The organism is Flavobacterium aquiphilum (assembly GCF_027111335.1).
GTDB lineage: Bacteria > Bacteroidota > Bacteroidia > Flavobacteriales > Flavobacteriaceae > Flavobacterium > Flavobacterium aquiphilum.
This window is the reverse complement of record NZ_CP114288.1, coordinates 429,147-446,959: the sequence shown is the minus strand read 5'-3', so window position 1 is coordinate 446,959 and position 17,813 is coordinate 429,147. Positions and strand designations below refer to the sequence as shown.

18 protein-coding genes are annotated in these 17,813 nt (G+C 36.6%); 10 read left to right on the top strand and 8 right to left on the bottom strand.

The window, feature by feature from the left end; translation table 11 throughout:
- Positions 1 to 437 precede the first annotated feature (437 nt).
- Positions 438 to 1,412 carry a tryptophan--tRNA ligase gene (gene trpS / locus OZP12_RS01720; protein ID WP_281227334.1) on the bottom strand — a complete coding sequence of 325 codons (975 nt, stop codon included), beginning with the start codon at positions 1,410 to 1,412 and terminating at the stop codon, positions 438 to 440.
- Positions 1,413 to 1,603: 191 nt separating this feature from the next.
- Between trpS and OZP12_RS01715 the strand changes: the two genes are divergently transcribed.
- Entirely contained in the window at positions 1,604 to 2,374 is a 771-nt protein-coding gene (locus OZP12_RS01715) for a lysophospholipid acyltransferase family protein (RefSeq protein ID WP_281227333.1), read from the top strand.
- Between the two features lie 175 nt (positions 2,375 to 2,549).
- Here the strand turns inward: OZP12_RS01715 and recA are convergent, their stop codons facing one another.
- The 7 genes from recA to OZP12_RS01680 all read right to left on the bottom strand — a co-directional run bounded on the left by recA (position 2,550) and on the right by OZP12_RS01680 (position 10,100).
- A complete protein-coding gene (gene recA, locus OZP12_RS01710) occupies positions 2,550 to 3,575 on the bottom strand; it encodes a recombinase RecA (RefSeq protein WP_281227332.1) in 1,026 nt (341 codons plus the stop codon).
- A gap of 292 nt (positions 3,576 to 3,867) precedes the next feature.
- Entirely contained in the window at positions 3,868 to 4,986 is a 1,119-nt protein-coding gene (locus OZP12_RS01705) for an ATP-binding protein (protein WP_281227331.1), read from the bottom strand.
- 151 nt (positions 4,987 to 5,137) lie between these two features.
- A complete protein-coding gene (locus OZP12_RS01700) occupies positions 5,138 to 5,920 on the bottom strand; it encodes an enoyl-CoA hydratase/isomerase family protein (RefSeq protein ID WP_281227330.1) in 783 nt (260 codons plus the stop codon).
- A gap of 18 nt (positions 5,921 to 5,938) precedes the next feature.
- A complete protein-coding gene (locus OZP12_RS01695; RefSeq protein ID WP_281227329.1) occupies positions 5,939 to 7,354 on the bottom strand; it encodes a sensor histidine kinase in 1,416 nt (471 codons plus the stop codon).
- A 152-nt stretch (positions 7,355 to 7,506) separates the two neighbouring features.
- Positions 7,507 to 8,064: a CopD family protein gene (locus OZP12_RS01690; RefSeq protein WP_281227328.1), complete on the bottom strand. Its 558-nt coding sequence runs from the start codon at positions 8,062 to 8,064 to the stop codon at positions 7,507 to 7,509.
- Between the two features lie 31 nt (positions 8,065 to 8,095).
- Positions 8,096 to 9,115 carry a ferrochelatase gene (gene hemH, locus OZP12_RS01685; protein ID WP_281227327.1) on the bottom strand — a complete coding sequence of 340 codons (1,020 nt, stop codon included), beginning with the start codon at positions 9,113 to 9,115 and terminating at the stop codon, positions 8,096 to 8,098.
- 112 nt (positions 9,116 to 9,227) lie between these two features.
- Positions 9,228 to 10,100: an AraC family transcriptional regulator gene (locus tag OZP12_RS01680; protein WP_281227326.1), complete on the bottom strand. Its 873-nt coding sequence runs from the start codon at positions 10,098 to 10,100 to the stop codon at positions 9,228 to 9,230.
- A gap of 228 nt (positions 10,101 to 10,328) precedes the next feature.
- Between OZP12_RS01680 and hemA the strand changes: the two genes are divergently transcribed.
- The 9 genes from hemA to OZP12_RS01635 all read left to right on the top strand — a co-directional run bounded on the left by hemA (position 10,329) and on the right by OZP12_RS01635 (position 17,774).
- Positions 10,329 to 11,585: a glutamyl-tRNA reductase gene (hemA, locus tag OZP12_RS01675; RefSeq protein WP_281227325.1), complete on the top strand. Its 1,257-nt coding sequence runs from the start codon at positions 10,329 to 10,331 to the stop codon at positions 11,583 to 11,585.
- Between the two features lie 143 nt (positions 11,586 to 11,728).
- Positions 11,729 to 12,133, top strand: a complete 405-nt coding sequence (locus tag OZP12_RS01670; protein ID WP_281227324.1) for a GxxExxY protein — start codon at positions 11,729 to 11,731, stop codon at positions 12,131 to 12,133.
- Between the two features lie 127 nt (positions 12,134 to 12,260).
- Entirely contained in the window at positions 12,261 to 13,187 is a 927-nt protein-coding gene (gene hemC, locus OZP12_RS01665) for a hydroxymethylbilane synthase (RefSeq protein ID WP_281227323.1), read from the top strand.
- Positions 13,187 to 13,855, top strand: a complete 669-nt coding sequence (locus OZP12_RS01660) for a uroporphyrinogen-III synthase (RefSeq protein ID WP_281227322.1) — start codon at positions 13,187 to 13,189, stop codon at positions 13,853 to 13,855. Before hemC ends, OZP12_RS01660 begins: the two co-directional genes overlap by 1 nt.
- A 54-nt stretch (positions 13,856 to 13,909) precedes the next feature.
- The gene (gene hemE, locus OZP12_RS01655; RefSeq protein WP_281227321.1) at positions 13,910 to 14,938 is read left to right on the top strand and encodes a uroporphyrinogen decarboxylase; all 1,029 of its coding nucleotides are present in this window, start codon (positions 13,910 to 13,912) and stop codon (positions 14,936 to 14,938) included.
- 81 nt (positions 14,939 to 15,019) lie between these two features.
- Positions 15,020 to 15,397: a hypothetical protein gene (locus OZP12_RS01650; protein WP_281227320.1), complete on the top strand. Its 378-nt coding sequence runs from the start codon at positions 15,020 to 15,022 to the stop codon at positions 15,395 to 15,397.
- Positions 15,398 to 15,399: 2 nt separating this feature from the next.
- Positions 15,400 to 16,308 carry an oxygen-dependent coproporphyrinogen oxidase gene (gene hemF / locus OZP12_RS01645; RefSeq protein WP_281227319.1) on the top strand — a complete coding sequence of 303 codons (909 nt, stop codon included), beginning with the start codon at positions 15,400 to 15,402 and terminating at the stop codon, positions 16,306 to 16,308.
- 83 nt (positions 16,309 to 16,391) lie between these two features.
- Positions 16,392 to 17,387, top strand: a complete 996-nt coding sequence (gene hemB, locus OZP12_RS01640) for a porphobilinogen synthase (RefSeq protein WP_281227318.1) — start codon at positions 16,392 to 16,394, stop codon at positions 17,385 to 17,387.
- A 3-nt stretch (positions 17,388 to 17,390) separates the two neighbouring features.
- Positions 17,391 to 17,774, top strand: a complete 384-nt coding sequence (locus tag OZP12_RS01635) for a c-type cytochrome (RefSeq protein ID WP_281227317.1) — start codon at positions 17,391 to 17,393, stop codon at positions 17,772 to 17,774.
- The last annotated feature ends 39 nt before the right edge of the window (positions 17,775 to 17,813 follow it).

The following is a 17,813-nucleotide window of genomic DNA, read 5'->3' as shown; positions in this document are numbered from 1 at the left end:
GATAAAACCTCGATTGCTATTCTGAAAATTTATTGGTATAATACTGCCCTGTTTAACGAGAATTGAGATTATTGTTAAAAATCACCTTTTTAGCAGGATATTTTTAAATTTAAAGCCTTAAAACCAATTTTAAATTTTGTTTTATTTATTTAAAAAATGGTTAATCGGACTTTGTTTTCGTAATTTAAGAGCGATATTTCTTAAAATCAGTAAAAAAACGCTCCCATCCTTTGTGGAAAACAGAGAAATTATCAAGTTTTTTTGAATCGTTTTGTTTGTTTTTTGATAAAAAATTATCGTTTTAGAAATAAAAAAAATCACGAATTAACACCGATTGATTTGTGTTAATTCGTGATGATATGTTTTTGAATCTAATATTGTAGAGACGCATTGCGGTGCGTCTCTACAACGAAAGGAAATATAAAATTTGCGGTTAATTAAACCTCGAATCCTAATTTTTCTCTTACTCTTGCCAAAACGCCATCGGCAACAGCACTGGCTTTTTCAGCTCCTTTTTTCAACAAAGCATCTACTTCAGGAAGATTGTTGATGTAGTAGTTGTATTTTTCTCTTTCGGTTTTGAATTTTTCCAAAATCAATTCGTACAAAGCTTGTTTTGCATGGCCATAACCGTAATTACCGCCCAAATAGTTGGCTCTCATGGCTTCGATTTGAATTTCATTTGCCAATAATTTATACAAAGTAAAACAGTTGCAAGTATCTGGATTTTTTGGATCTTCAAGCGGTGTACTGTCGGTTTCGATACTCATGATTTGCTTACGCAAAGCTTTGTCGTCCAAGAAAATATTGATAATGTTATTGGCAGACTTACTCATTTTTCCACCATTTGTTCCCGGAATTAACATACTGTCATCCTGAATTTTAGCTTCGGGAAGAACAAAAGTTTCTCCCATTTGGAAGTTGAAGCGCGAAGCAACGTCACGGGTAATTTCCAAGTGTTGCAATTGGTCTTTTCCAACAGGTACAAATTCGGCGTCGTACAATAAAATATCGGCCGCCATTAGCATTGGATACGAAAACAAACCGGCATTGACATCATCCAAACGATCGGATTTGTCTTTGAAGGAGTGTGCCAATGTCAAACGTTGGTAGGGAAAAAAGCAGCTCAAATACCAAGATAATTCCGCTGTTTGCGCCACATCAGATTGACGGTAGAAAACCACTTTATTGATGTCCAATCCGCAAGCCAACCAAGCACAAGCCGTGCTGTAAGTATTGCCTCTTAATGTTTTGCCGTCTTTGATTTGTGTCACCGAATGTAAATCTGCTATAAAAAGAAACGATTCGTTTTCCGGTTTATTCGATAGTTCGATTGCAGGTATGATTGCGCCCAAAAGGTTTCCCAAGTGCGGAGTTCCGGTACTTTGAACACCTGTAAGTATTTTAGCCATTTTTATTTATTTAAATCTAGTAGTGTTGTTTGGTAATGTAATATTTGACCGCAAAGTTAATTCTTTTGCTAAATTTTCCGCAAGTTTCCTTACTTTTGGCTTCATGAAATGCGTAATATTTTGATTTCGTCGCTAATTCTGACGACGATATGCACATTACATCTGACAAATAAAATAATTAGTATCAACACATGAATAGGGTAAAAAAGATATTTTGGGCCTGCTGGCGCGTTTGGTTTTATGTGGTAATGCTTGCCGTTATACTGATTATGCTCCCTTTTTTGTTTGTTACTGTATTGACAGAAAGAGGCTATCCTTATTTTTTTAAACTGGCGCGTATTTGGGCGAAATGTGTGCTGTTTGGAATGGGTTTTTATTATAAAATCGAGAGAGCCGAAAAGCTGGACCCAAAAAAAAGTTATATGTTTGTCGCCAATCATACTTCAATGACCGACATAATGTTAATGCTTGCGTCGGTTAGTAATCCGTTTGTTTTTGTCGGAAAAATATCATTAGCAAAGATTCCGTTGTTTGGTTTTTTCTATAAAAGAACCATGATTATGGTTGACAGAAGCTGTTCCAAAAGCCGGATGGAAGTCTTCAATGAAGCTCAAAAGCGTATCGATAGAGGCTTAAGTATCTGTATTTTCCCCGAAGGAGGAGTGCCTCACGACCAAACCATTTTCTTGGACCACTTTAAGGACGGAGCTTTCCGTTTGGCGTCAGAACATCATTTGCCTATAGTTCCGCTTGTATTTCCTGACAATAAAAAGAGACTTTCCTATACGTTTTATAGCGGTAGCCCTGGGCTGATGCGAGTTAAAATCTTGCCGGTAGTTGAAACGGTTTCCCCAACAGGTGAGCCAATCGACAGAAAAGAATTAAAAGAACATGTTCGAAACTTAATTCACGATGGATTGATGGAATTCAAAAAGAAGAATGAAGCCGCTCAGAAACATTAGAATATATTTTGGACCATTAAGATATTAAGAAAGTTAAGACTTAGAAACTCAAAGCCTAAAAGGTCTTAAATGTTTTAAAGAAATAAGGTTATCGTGCTTAATGAAACTTAATATCTTAATGGTTCAAACAAAAAAAACCGTCTTGTTTTTTAAAACGAGACGGTTTTTTCAGTTTTTATACTTCAGCTAATTCCTTAATCTGATTTTTGATTTTTTCTTCAAGTTCGTCAGCCAATTCAGGATTGTCCTTTATCAACGTTTTCACGGCATCACGGCCTTGACCTAATTTGGTTTCACCATAACTAAACCAAGAACCTGATTTTTTGATGATTTCAAACTCTACTGCAAGATCCAGGATCTCACCGGTTTTCGAAATTCCCTCACCGTACATGATATCAAATTCGGCCACTTTAAATGGCGGAGCCACTTTGTTTTTAACGATTTTTACTTTAGTTCGGTTACCCAATACGTTTTCTCCGTCTTTAATTTGGGTAGAACGACGGATGTCCAAACGTACCGAAGCGTAAAACTTCAAGGCATTACCCCCGGTAGTAGTTTCAGGGTTTCCAAACATTACCCCGATTTTTTCTCTCAATTGGTTGATGAAGAATACAGTACAGTTTGTTTTGCTGATTGTTCCGGTTAATTTTCTCAAAGCCTGAGACATCAAACGGGCGTGAAGACCCATTTTCGAATCTCCCATTTCGCCTTCAATCTCGCTCTTAGGAGTTAATGCGGCAACCGAGTCAATAACCACAATGTCAATCGCACCTGAACGAATCAAGTTTTCGGCGATTTCAAGAGCTTGCTCTCCGTTATCCGGTTGCGAAATGATTAAGTTTTCGATATCGACGTTCAATTTCTCGGCATAGTTTCTGTCAAAGGCGTGCTCAGCATCAATAAATGCGGCAATTCCGCCTGCTTTTTGAGCCTCGGCAATAGCATGAAGCGTCAAAGTGGTTTTACCCGAAGATTCAGGTCCAAAAATCTCTATAATTCTTCCTTTTGGATAACCGCCAACTCCCAAAGCCAAATCAACTCCCAAAGACCCTGAAGAAATAACCTCCACTTCTTCAATGGCTTTGTCGCCCATTTTCATTACAGTTCCTTTTCCGTATGTTTTGTCTAATTTGTCAAGCGTAAGCTGTAGCGCTTTCAGCTTGGCTTCTTTCTCTGAACTGTTGTTTTCTTTCGTCGCCATATCTATTGTTTATTTGGTTTTCCTTAGTTTTTATTAAAAAATAAGGGTTCATTTTGAATTTAATGTTCGTAAAAATACTCCTTTTTTTTGAAGTACCAAAAGTTGTTTTTTTAACATTTTGGGTGTGCCACCATCCCGATAAAAGGGCTATCAGCTTTGCGGTTATGCGCCCTTTTACCGGGATGCTGTCGGGCTATTCGGCTTTATCTTTCCTCTCGTCCCAAAAGACGAGATGTGAGGATATCGCCTGCTATCCCTAACGCGGGCATAGTGATTTGTTGAGATTTTGTTTTTAAAGCAAATAATTCCAAAAGTTTTCTTTATGAATTACCTCTGTTGTTTTTGGATGATATTTTTCAGTGAAAGACTTGGTAAAACGAACCTTTTGATTTGGATTGTATTTGATTTCGAAAGCTTCTATTTCATTGTTTTTTATTTCCAAATAATCAATTTCGGCTTGTTGGGTATTTCTCCAAAAATGAGTGTCTTTGTATTGTTGCTGATAGATTAATTTTTTTTTTCTTTCACTAATTACAAAGTTTTCCCATAAAGCCCCAATATCATCCCGAAGTTCTATTGGATTAAAATTTTTGATAATTCTATTTCTTAAACCGTTGTCCCAAAAATATATTTTTTTTCCCTTTCTTAATTCGTTATCTTGATTTTGACTAAAAGCGTTTAAGCTAAAAACAATGAAATTTTTCTCTAGGATGTCAATATATTTTTCTACAGTCAATCGATTTATTCCCAAATCATTGCCTAATGAGTTGTAATTTATTTCAGAGCCAATTCTATACGCCAACATTTGAACCAATTTTTGCAATGTAGACGATTTTTTTATACCGTCAAGATTCAAAATATCTTTATATAAAAAGCCGTCGACTAAATCATTGAGAATTTTTTCTTCTTTCCCGGGATTGTTCACTACTTCAGGATAATAGCCAAAAACCAATCGATGGGGAACCAATCTCGTTTCTTCAACAAAATTAGTATGATTCGCCATTTCACTATAAGTTAATGGGAAAAGTTGCAATTCTTCCTTCCTGCCCATCATCGATTCTTTGGTTTTATCTGCCAATTCAAAAGCGCTACTCCCCGAAGCAATAACTTGAATCTCAGGAAAACTATCTACCATTCGTTTGATTAACAAGCCAATATTATGAACCATTTGTGCTTCATCAATTACCAAAATAGTATTGTTTCCAATCAAAGCCTTCAATCGGTCTGTAGTGATATTTTCGAGCAAAAGTTGCGTGTCAGGCTCATCGCCATTCAGCCATAAAACAGCTTTACTTTTGATGGTGTTTTTAATCAAAGATGTCTTTCCTACTTGGCGTGCGCCGAAAATCAATATCGCTTTTCCTTTAAAAAGATAAGAATCAATTTCAGATTGTTGGGTTCTATTTATCATTTCTGTATCTATTTTAGATACAAATATATAATAATTTGATATTATGATATTAAAAAAATATAATATTTTGATATTTGAATATCAAAATATTATAATAATTTGATATTTGAATATTATTTTTTCGAATTTAGCCGTTGATTTAAAGTTCTAACTATTTCCCCGAAAAAACAGCCTTTCTTTTCTCCAAAAACGCCTTCGTACCTTCGTTGAAATCTTCGGTTCCAAAGCATTTTCCAAAGTTTTTGATTTCAGTTTCATAACCGTTCTTTCCATCGGTAAAATTGGCATTGATTGCTTTTATAGCTCTACCAATTGCTAATGGAGAGTTTTTCATTATTTTTTGTGCAATACCTGTGCAAAAATCAATTAAATCGGCTTGCGGTACTACGTGATTTACCAATCCATATTGTTTGGCTTGTTCGGCAGTAATCATGTCGGCAGTCATAATCATTTCCATCGCGCGGCCTTTACCAACCAATTGTGGTAAACGTTGTGTTCCTCCATAACCCGGAATCACACCTAGAGAAACTTCGGGTAATCCCATTTTGGCGTTGTCTGAAGCAACTCTGATATGGCAGGCCATTGCCAATTCCAGCCCACCTCCCAAAGCAAATCCGTTGACAGCTGCTATGACAGGCGTTTTCAGGTTTTCTATATAATCAAAAAGTCTTTGGTGTCCTTGTGAAGACAATTGGGTTCCCTCTTCTATGGTAAAATGGGCAAATTCTGAAATATCTGCTCCGGCCACAAATGCTTTTTCGCCCGAACCAGTTAGGATAATAGCCTGAATTTCTTTGTTTTTTCCCAATACTTTTATGGCTTTGTGCAAATCATTGATGGTTTCAATATTCAAAGCGTTTAGCTTGGTTGGTCTATTGATAACAACTGTTGCGATGTTGTTTTCTATTGTAATCAAAAGATTTTTGTAGTTCATTTTTTTGTAGTTATGTAGTTAAGAGTTAATGATCGGCAGGGTGACAATGAAGATAGTACCTCTTCCAAATTTAGTTTCAAAGGTAATCGTTCCGTTGTAGTTTTCGATTATGTTTTTGATAATTCCAAGCCCTAAACCCATACCGCTATTTTTGGTGGTAAATTTAGGTTCAAAGACGTTATTGACGTGCTCCGGATTTATTCCGGTTCCGTTGTCTTTTACCGTGATAACTACTTCTTGGTCTATTTTTTCTACAGTAACCAAGATCATTTTGGTTTCCTGATTTTCCGGAATCGCCTGAATGGCATTTTTGATCAAATTGGTAATTATACGGATGAGTTGTGTACGGTCAATTTTGGAGATAATTTCTTTTTCGGAACATTCAAAAACAATAAAATCTTCATGAAAAATATCCAACGTAAGTTCTACTACTTCTACCACATCCAGTACTTCGTTTTGCTGGGCAGGCATGGAGGCAAAGTCGGAAAAAGCCGAAGCAACGGCGCTCATAGTGTCTATTTGCTGAATTAAAGATTCAGAAAAATCGTTTAGTTTTTGCTTTATGTTTGGATCGTCTGGCTGAAATTTTCGCTGAAAACTCTGTATAGAGAGTCGCATTGGCGTTAACGGATTTTTAATTTCATGCGCTACTTGTTTGGCCATTTCCCTCCAGGCTAGGTCACGTTCGTTTTGGGCGAGAACAATAGCGTTTTTTTCGAGCTCTTCAATCATTCTGTTGTAGGCCAGCAAAAGCATATTGATTTCTTTTATTTTGGCTGAAAACGGAATTTTTTCGTTCTTTTGGTTCAAACTTGTTTCTCTTAATTTTTCGGCAAAATCATAAATAGGTTTTGTGATAAAAGAAGAAAGAATATAGGCCAGTCCAAAAGCCATGGCAATCATAATAGCATACACCTGTAAAAGGCTGACCAAGAAGTTGTTTAGTTTTTTTTCATAATAACCATCATCCGGAACATTGGGTAATTTCAGTACCCCAATAGGTTTGAATTTTTTGTTTTTTATAAGACTGTAAGAGGAACGGTACTTGATTCCGTTAATAGTTTTGATTTCTACAAATCTTTTGTCAATAGAGGCATTGACTAAACGAAGGATGAATTTTGATATAGTAGGTGTTTGTGTCGCTATGGCAAAGGATTCTTTGGAGGAATTTAGCAATTTCCCATCCAATGAATAAATCTGAATTTCAGTATTTTGAATATCGGATATTTCGTGGATTTTATCTTTGAAGATCAGTTTTATGTTGTCATCCGTAAGTGGATAAGTCGTGTTGGACAACATATAGTTGATATGCTCCTTTACATAAAATTCCATGTTTTCAATCCGCTTTTGATTGTATTCTTTGGCTACTGTTTTGTATTGAAAGATGGAAATGGTTATGAGCAAAAGTGAGGTCGCAATGATCAATATAACCATTGAAAGAAAGATTCTAATACGCAATGAAATTATGGGAATCTTTAATTTTAGCATATTTTTTTAGTATTCAGCATTCGGTTTTTAAGTATTCAGTTAGTAACTTGTGCTCAGCGTCTTGGTTTTTATGCCAACATCTGAATACTAATAATTGGTTACTGATTACTATTGCGTTCTCTTATTCGTTTATAAAATTTAAAACCCAACATAATAGTAATCGAAAACAAGAAAATACCAATCACTCCATAAATCCAATTCACGGCATTTTTTAATACCACCAAAAACACAACAGCAAATAAGATTATAGTAGCAATTTCATTCCATAAACGCATAAAATTGGTCGTGTATTTTACTTCGTTTCTTTGTAATTGACTGAAAATTTGCTGACATTTTAAATGGTATAAATATAGCACAAAAACAAAACCAAGTTTTACATGCATCCAAGGCATTTTTAACCAAGCGCTTCCCATATCGGTAAAAAACAGCATCCAAAAGGCAAAAATACTGGCAAAAATGGCACTTGGCCATGTAATAATGTACCACAATCGGTAGGACATAAGATTGTATTGTTTTTGCAGGATTTCTTTTTCCGGAGAGGGTTTATCAGCGGCCTCTATTTGGTACACAAACAATCGGACGATGTAGAATAAACCCGCAAACCAGGTAACCACAAAGATGATATGCAGGGATTTGAGGTAATTGTAAAGTTCCATTTATGAATGTCTTTTTTCTTTGTTCTATTCTCTATTTTCTTTCTGCCCAATCATTAATCCATTTTGCAACCGTAGCGCACCATTCGTCATCATCATTCAAACAAGGAATAGCTTTGAAATTCTCACCTCCATGTTCTTTGAATTGATGGTTGGCTTCCATTGCAATTTCTTCAAGGGTTTCTAAACAATCGGCAACAAAAGCAGGAGTTACAATTGCTAAATTTTTAATTCCTTTCTCGGGTAATTTATTCACTTCGACATCGGTGTACGGTTCTAGCCATTTGTCTCCCGCCAAGCGTGATTGAAAAGTTTGGCTGTATTTGCCTTCGGGAATTCCTAGTGCTTCAACTACTAGTCTTGTGGTTTCATAAGATTGGTGGCGGTAGCAAAATTCGTGAGCAAGCGATGGCGTGCTGCAACAAGAACCGTCAATTTTGCAATGTGATTTGGTCACGTCTGTCTTGCGGATATGACGCTCAGGAAGTCCATGATACGAAAATAAAAGGTGATCGTAATCAAATCCGTTCAAGTGTTTTTGAATAGAATCCGAAAGGTTTTTGATGTAATCGGGTTTGTTGTAAAAAGCAGGAACAGATGTGAATTTCATGTTCGGAAAATGCTTTTTTCTGATTTCTTCAGCCTTGTCGAGAACCGTAACTGTTGAAGACATAGCATGATGTGGATACAAAGGAACAAGCAATACTTCGGTAACGCCTTTATCCTGAAGTTCCTGTAAACCGGCAAACAGGGAAGGATTTCCGTAGCGCATTGCCAAAGCCACTGGAACATTGGCCAGCGGTTTCACTTTTTTGTGCATTCTTTTGGAAATCACTACCAAAGGCGAGCCTTCAGCAGTCCATACTTTTGCGTAAGCGGCTGCCGCTTTTTCAGGTCTTTTTCTAAGGATAAGACCGCGAACCAAAAATGCGCGCAACAAATACGGAACATCAATCACGTATTTGTCCATTAGAAATTCGTCTAAATAGGGTTTTACGTCTTTTGGGGTTGGACTTTCGGGTGAACCTAAATTGATTAATAGTGCGCCTTTCATTTGTTTGTTTTTATATTTTTTGATGTTTCAAAAGTAACTAAACTGACTTTTGAATAAATTGGACTAAATTATTTTTTGTTTATTGTTGGATATAGAAATTTGATATGTTGATTTAAACATTCGAATTAATCGACATCAAATATTTCTTTGGCGTTGTTGCAAATTTCTTTTTGAAAGCGGCAATAAAATGGCTTCCGGTGCTGTACCCAATTTTCAATCCCACTTCATTGACATTATACGAACCACTGTCTAACAATTGACGTGCATAATCCATTTTGTAATCAAAAAGATAGCCATAAACGGTGTCGCCGTAAATTTGCTTAAAACCCATTTTGAGTTTCTTTAAGGTCAAACCAATTTCGTCTGCCAATTCCTGCAATCCAGGGGGTTCAGCCATATTGGCAATGATGATTTCTTTGGCTTTTTTGATTTTATAGACATTTTCTTCATCAATCAAAAACGGACATTGTTCAGCGTTTGGATCTTCGGAGCGATTAAAATACAGACTCAATAATTCGTATCCTTTGCCTTTATAATATAGATTCTTGATGGAAGGATTCAAATTATAATGAAACAATTGGCTCAACACAATTGCCATAGAAGGGCTTATGTCTCCCTCTTTGTAATATTTTTTATCCTTGTTTTCTTCGCTCAAAAAGGGGATATGTCCGGCATCGTTTGAAAATAGCCTGTGAAATTTTTGAATCGAAATTAATATCGATATTACCCACGTATTTGGTGCCAATTCCAAATTGAGTGGTAATTCCTTTTGTGGATTGTAGAACAGGTACGACTTCTCCTCATTCAAATCCAATACATAACTCCCTTGATTAAAGTTAAATTTGGCTTTGCCCTTTAATCCAAAATGGAATTGAATCAAGCCATTACTCACTTCATGTTGCGCCTGAAAAGTAACATCACTGTCATTTTGAAAACGAAGTAGGGTAAAATCTTCTTCAATTGTTATAATTTCATGTGAACCCATAGCGATATTTTTTTTACAGATAAAAAAATCTTTTTTTAATTATTTATTTAGAATCGCTCTAAACAAGTCGTAATCCGACCCTCATTAATGCCACAAAAATAGCAGTTTTTATTATAAAATAACGAATTAAATCCAAAAAAGCATACAGCGACACAAAAAGAACTTTTGGCGTTATTTTTATACAAACGATAATAATAATTTTGTAATACTTTATATGAAAGTGAATATATGGAAAATCATAACGGCTCGAAGCATCAATTTTTCTACTCTATCGGCTTAAGCTACAAAAAAGCTGATGCAGAGATCAGAGGTAAATTTAGCTTAGATACATCAGCTCAAACCCGTCTTTTGGAACAGGCCAAAAAAGAGGGAATCCAGAGTTTATTCGTGACTTCGACTTGTAATAGAACCGAAATTTACGGCTATGCCGAACATCCTTATCAATTGATAAAATTACTTTGCGAGAACAGCAACGGAACTGTTGAGGATTTTCAAAAAGTGGCTTATGTTTATAAAAATCAGGAAGCTATTTCGCATTTATTTCGTGTAGGAACAGGTTTGGACAGCCAAATTTTAGGCGATTTTGAAATCATCAGTCAAATTCGGAACGGTTTTGCCGAAGCCAAAGCAATGGGTCTTGCTAACGCTTTTATGGAAAGATTGGTGAACGCGGTGATTCAATCCAGCAAAAAAATCAAAAATGAAACCGAAATCAGTTCAGGTGCCACTTCGGTATCTTTTGCTTCGGTTCAATATATTATCAAGAACGTTCCGGACATTGGAAACAAAAACATTTTACTTTTTGGAACGGGGAAAATCGGAAGAAATACCTGTGAGAATTTAGTAAAACACACCAAAAACGAGCATATCACCTTAATCAACAGAACCAAAGACAAAGCCGAGAAATTGGCCGGAAAATTGAACCTTATTGTTAAGGATTACTCGGAACTACATATTGAATTGCAAAAAGCCGATGTAGTGGTTGTTGCGACAGGAGCTCAAAATCCAACTATCGACAAAGCCATTCTGAACTTGAAAAAACCGATGTTGATTTTGGATTTGTCTATTCCGAAAAATGTTCACGAAAACGTGAAAGACCTTGAAGGCGTGACTTTGATTCACATGGATGATTTGTCACAGATGACTGACGAGACATTGGAAAACAGAAAAGCCCATATCCCAGCAGCTGAGGCTATTATTGAAGAAATAAAGGATGAATTTATCGCTTGGACAAAAGCAAGAAAGTTTGCTCCAACGATTAACGCCTTGAAAGAGAAGCTGAATACGATTAAAAATTCGGAATTGGATTTTCAAAGCAAAAAAATGTCCAACTTCAACGAAGAACAAGCCGAAATCATCAGCTCTAGAATCATTCAAAAAATCACGACCCATTTTGCCAACCATCTTAAAAATGAAGACACAATGGTAGATGAGAGCATCGATTGGATCGAAAAAGTTTTTCAATTAGCAACAATTGCTAAGTAGTTTAATCATTAAACACTTAATTAAAAAAAATGAACCATTAAGGGATTAAGATAAATTAACTTTTGTATTTATAAAAGTAGGCTTAATAACCTTAATATCTTAATGGTAAAAATTATCTTAATGGTAAAAAAGAAAAAAGTTCTATGACAAAAAAAGAAGTTACTCAATTAGCTTATGAAATTACAGGTTTTGCCATTAAAGTACATAAAGCTTTAGGACCCGGACTTTTAGAAAGCGTTTATGAGCAATGTCTTAAATATGAATTAGAACAAAACGGATACGATGTTAAACAACAATTAGTTGTTAAAATAGATTATTATGACCTTGAATTAGAATCTGATTTAAGAATTGATTTACTTGTGAATGATTGCGTGGTTGTTGAATTAAAAGCGATAGAAAACCTTTTGCCAATTCATGAAGCGCAACTACTTACATACATGAAATTATTGCAAAGACCTCAAGGATTATTAATTAATTTTAACACTTTAAACATAACAAAATCAATGAAACCACTTGTAAATGATTATTTTGCAAGATTAATTGACTAAACGTTACTATAAAAGAAATTTGAACCATTAAGATATTAAGAAAATTAAGTTTGAGTCAAAAATTAATCAACTTATTTTCAACATAAAGCTTAATGACTCTTAATATCTTAATGGTAAAAAACAAAAAATGGCAGAAAAAACAATACGAATAGGAACCCGTGACAGTGAACTTGCTTTATGGCAAGCTCATACGGTAGAAAAAAAACTAAACGATTTAGGTTATAAAACTGAAATCATTGCCGTAAAATCACAAGGCGATATTATTCTCGACAAACCCCTTTATGAACTAGGAATAACCGGAATTTTTACGAAAACGCTTGACATTGCCATGATCAATGGGCAGGTCGATATTGCCGTGCATTCCATGAAAGACGTTCCAACTGCTTTGCCTATCGGAATTGTTCAGGCGGCGGTTTTGGAACGGGCCAATACTTTGGATATTCTGATTCACAAAGGAAACCTTGATTTTCTAGAAGGAACTGGAACCATCGCCACAGGAAGTTTACGCCGTCAGGCACAATGGTGGAATAAATACCCGAATCACACTGTAGTCGATTTGCGCGGAAACGTGAATACCCGCATGCAAAAACTACAGGAAAACGATTGGAGCGGTGCCGTTTTTGCCGCAGCAGGATTGGAGCGTATCAATCTAAAACCCGAAAATTACATTAATCTTGATTGGATGATTCCAGCGCCTGCACAAGGAGCGATGGTTGTTGTGGCAATGGCCGAGGACGATTTTTGCCGTGATGCAGTTGCGCAGTTGAACGATATAGAAACCGAAGTATGTACCCATATCGAAAGACAATTCCTCAAAACTCTCGAAGGCGGTTGTACCGCACCGATCGGGGCTTTAGCAAAATATAACGAAGAGGAAGATACCCTTGATTTCAAAGGTGTTTTATTTTCCATTGACGGAAAACAAAAAATTGAAGTCCACAAAGTTGTTCCTATCGAAGAATGGAAAAAACTAGGATACAATTTAGCAAAAGAAATTTTGGACAATGGAGGAAGTGAATTGATGGCGGAAATTAAAAAAAATTTGAAAAAGTAATGACTCAAACAAGTATTCTGTCAACCAAAACCTTATCAGCTGAGCAACGACAAGTATTTCTTGATGCCAATTTTGATCTTTTAGAACAAGATTTCATCGAAATTAAAAATACTATTTTCGAATTAGACAAGATCAATACTAATTTGATTTTCAGTAGTCAAAATGCTGTTTTAAGTTTGACAGAACAAAATGGCTGGGAAATGCTTAAATCTAAAAGCGTTTTTTGTGTAGGGATAAAAACCAAAGAATTATTGGAGCATCACGGCTTTAAAGTAGAGGCCTATATGGATTATGCATCGGAATTGGCAGAAATAATTACTTTGATCTACAACAAGGAAAGCTATACTTTTTTCAGTGGAAATCTACGCAAAGAAACCTTGCCAAAAGCATTAAAGAGTGCAGGCATCACTTTTAATGAAATTGAGGTTTATCAAACCAAATTAGCGCCTTTTAAAATATCCAATCTGGAAAAGTTTGATGGGATTCTGTTTTTTAGCCCTTCAGCCGTTGAAAGTTATTTGACCAATAACAAAATCCAAAACGAAATTTGCTTTTGCATTGGCGAAACCACCGCATCAGCATTAGAAAATAAAACTAAAAACATCATCATTGCCGAAGAGCCGACGATTGAAGATGTTATTGAAGCCGTAATCGAAGAATACAAATAACAATAACAAACCCGACAGGTTCTAAAAACCTGTCGGGTTTAAATATAGAAACTCATGTTAAAGAACGACCTATTTTTAAAAGCATTAAAAGGAGAAACAGTACAACGCCCGCCGGTTTGGATGATGCGTCAGGCAGGAAGATATTTGCCAGAATTCAGGGCTTTGCGTGATAAATATGATTTTTTCACTCGCTGCGAAACTCCGGAATTGGCTGCCGAAATTACGGTTCAACCTATTAGAATTGTTGGTCCGGATGCCGCAATTTTGTTTTCGGATATTTTGGTAGTGCCAAGGGCAATGGGAATTCATGTAGAATTGAAAGATAATTTGGGGCCAATAATTCCAAATCCAATCCGCACAATGGAACAGGTGAATCAGGTTTTTGTTCCGAATATTGAGGAGACTTTGGGTTATGTGATGGATGCCGTGAAATTGACCAAAGAAATGCTGAACGATGAGGTTCCGCTGATTGGTTTTGCCGGTTCGCCTTGGACGATTTTCTGCTACGCTGTAGAAGGAAAAGGTTCGAAAAGTTTTGATACTGCCAAAGGGTTTTGTTTCTCCAATCCGGTAGCGGCGCACACTTTACTACAAAAAATCACTGACACGACTATTTTATACTTGAAAGAAAAAGTAAAAGCAGGTGTAAATGCAGTTCAGATTTTTGATTCTTGGGGTGGAATGCTTTCTCCAACAGATTATCAGGAATTTTCATGGAAATACATCAACCAAATCGTTGATGCTTTGGCCGAAATCACTCCTGTGATTGTGTTCGGAAAAGGATGTTGGTTTGCCCTTAACGAAATGGGAAAAAGTAAAGCCTCGGCTTTGGGAGTAGATTGGACTTGTACGCCAAGAAATGCCCGTTATTTGTCCGGTGGAAACGTGACTTTACAAGGAAATTTTGACCCTTCAAGATTGCTTTCTCCAATCCCGACCATCAAGAAAATGGTTCACGAAATGATTGACGAATTCGGAAAAGACAAATATATTGCCAATTTAGGCCACGGAATTTTACCAAATATTCCTGTCGATCACGCCAAAGCGTTTGTGGATGCGGTTAAGGAATATGAAAAAAAATAGTTGACAGTTGTTAGTCGATAGTTGTTGGGAAAATCATCAGCGACTATCAGCGTACAACTTTTGACCAACAATCAATAAAAAATGCTAAACAAAGGCTTAAGAGACCAGGAAAGTATTCGCATTGACAACGTGCTCAAAAAGCTGATGTCATTGGTGTATGTGCCTAAATTTTGGAATTTGGAAGATCTCCTTTATTTGGAAAATGAATTGAAAGACTTGGCGATGAATGTCGAAAGTCTCCAGCAATTCAATTCAGCCGAATTGATTGTTCATTTGCAAAGACTTCATTTGGATTGGAATCAATTGGAGATGTTCGCTGATTTTTTAGTGGCATTTTCGAAGGAAAGTCAGTTCGATTTTAAAGAAAAAGCCCTTGCTATTTACAATTATATCCAAAAGGAAAGCAAAGTTTTTTCGTTTGGGATTTTAAATAAGTTATCTGCCTTGAAAGGAAATTAATAATGAAAGACAAATTTTATCAATACATACAAAACCTTCAAGACCAAATTGTAGCAGGATTAGAGGCAGTTGATGGTCAGACCAAATTTCGTGAGGATTTGTGGGAACGCTCTGAAGGTGGCGGTGGAAGAACACGTGTTATTGAAAACGGAAAAGTTTTCGAAAAAGGAGGTGTTAATATTTCAGCTGTTCACGGAAAATTGCCCGAAACCATGCAAAAAATGTTCAATGTAGGCGAAGCCGATTTTTTTGCCTGTGGACTGAGTTTAGTTTTGCATCCCAAAAATCCAATGGTGCCAACGGTTCATGCTAATTGGCGTTACTTCGAAATGTATGATGAAAACGGAAACGTAATTCAGCAATGGTTCGGTGGTGGTCAGGATTTAACGCCTTATTATTTGTTTGAGGAAGATGCCGTTCATTTTCATCAAACCTGTAAAACAGCTTGTGACAAACACAATCCAGACTTTTACCCAAAATATAAAAAGCAGTGTGACAACTATTTTTGGAACGCACACCGAAATGAAGCCCGCGGAATTGGTGGTTTGTTCTTTGATTATTGCAAAGCAAATGAGCAAATGTCAATGGAGGATTGGTACAATTTTGTTACCGAAGTAGGAAATAGTTTCCTTGAAGCCTATGTTCCAATAGTTGAAAAAAGAAAAAATCTTCCTTATACCGAAGCGAATAGAACTTGGCAGGAAATCCGTCGAGGACGTTATGTAGAATTCAATTTGGTTCACGATAAAGGCACTTTATTTGGTCTAAAAACCAACGGAAGAATAGAAAGCATCCTGATGAGTTTACCGCCACACGTGCAGTGGGTGTATGATCATCATCCGGAAGCGGGAAGCGAAGAAGAAAAATTATTGAAAGTATTAGAAAACCCTAAAGAATGGATTGTAGATTGATGATTAACGATTTTTGATTGCAGAAGTTTGTAATCACGATCAAATCATAAATCAGCAATCTTTAATCTAAAATCATAAATCATATGTTTCCATTACACCGAGGTAGAAGATTAAGAACCAGCGAATCAATTAGATGTTTAGTTCGCGAAACCACATTAAGCCCATCCGATTTTATGTTCCCGATGTTTATAGCCGAAGGCGAAAATGTAAAGGTTGAAATACCATCAATGCCGGGGATTTTTCGCCGTTCAATAGATTTAACGGTTGAGGAAGTCAAAGAGATTTACGCTTTGGGAATTCGCGCAGTGAATATTTATGTAAAAGTAAGCGAAAACCTGAAAGACAACGCAGGTGTCGAAGCTTGGAACCCAAACGGACTGATGCAACAGGCGATTCGAGCTATTAAAGAAGCCTGTCCAGAGATGATTGTAATGCCGGATGTAGCTTTGGATCCTTATTCTATTTACGGACACGATGGAATCATTGCCAATGGCGATGTAGAAAATGATTCTACCAATGATGCTTTGGTTAAAATGGCAGTTTCACATGCTCAAGCCGGAGCCGATTTTGTAGCGCCATCGGATATGATGGACGGACGCGTGTTACGCTTGCGCGAAGGATTGGACGCCGCAGGTTTCCACAATGTGGGGATTATGAGTTATTCGGCGAAGTATGCTTCGGCATTTTACGGACCTTTCCGTGATGCGTTGGACAGTGCGCCAAGAGAAGCCGATGTTGTGGTTCCAAAAGACAAAAAAACATACCAAATGGATTATGCGAACCGCATTGAAGCTATCAAAGAAGCGGTTTGGGATGTTGAGGAAGGTGCCGACATGGTGATGGTAAAACCGGGAATTGCTTATTTGGACATCGTCCGCGAGGTTACAAATGCCGTGAATGTTCCGGTAACGGTTTTTCACGTTTCGGGTGAATATGCGATGATCAAAGCCGCTGCCGAAAGAGGATGGCTCGATAACGACAAAATTATGATGGAGCAGTTAATGTGTATCAAAAGAGCAGGAGCGAGCCTGATTTCGACTTATTTTGCCAAAGAAGCCGCCATTCTTTTAAACAAATAAAAAATGAAGAAAATAGTATTTTTATTTGCAGTTTTATCTTTTTTGTCTTGTAAAAAAGAAAGCCAAGAACCATTTGGCAAGCCTGAAGAAACCGCCATAGAAGCCAAAACTCCGGAAGCATTAGGAAAAGAGATTTTTGAAGGCAAAGGAAATTGTGTTGCTTGCCACCAAGTTGATCAAAAGGTTGTTGGGCCAAGCATTCAGGAAATCGCCAAAATCTACAAAGAGAAAAATGGTGACATTGTTACGTTTTTAAAAGGTGACAGTAAACCTCTGGTAGATCCAAGTCAGTTCGAAGTGATGAAAACCAACTTTGCTATCACTGAAGAAATGTCAGACGAAGAATTAGAAGCATTGGAAGCTTACATTTCTTCCAATTTGAAATAGTACAATATTTAACCGCGAAGTTCGCAAAGAATTACGCCA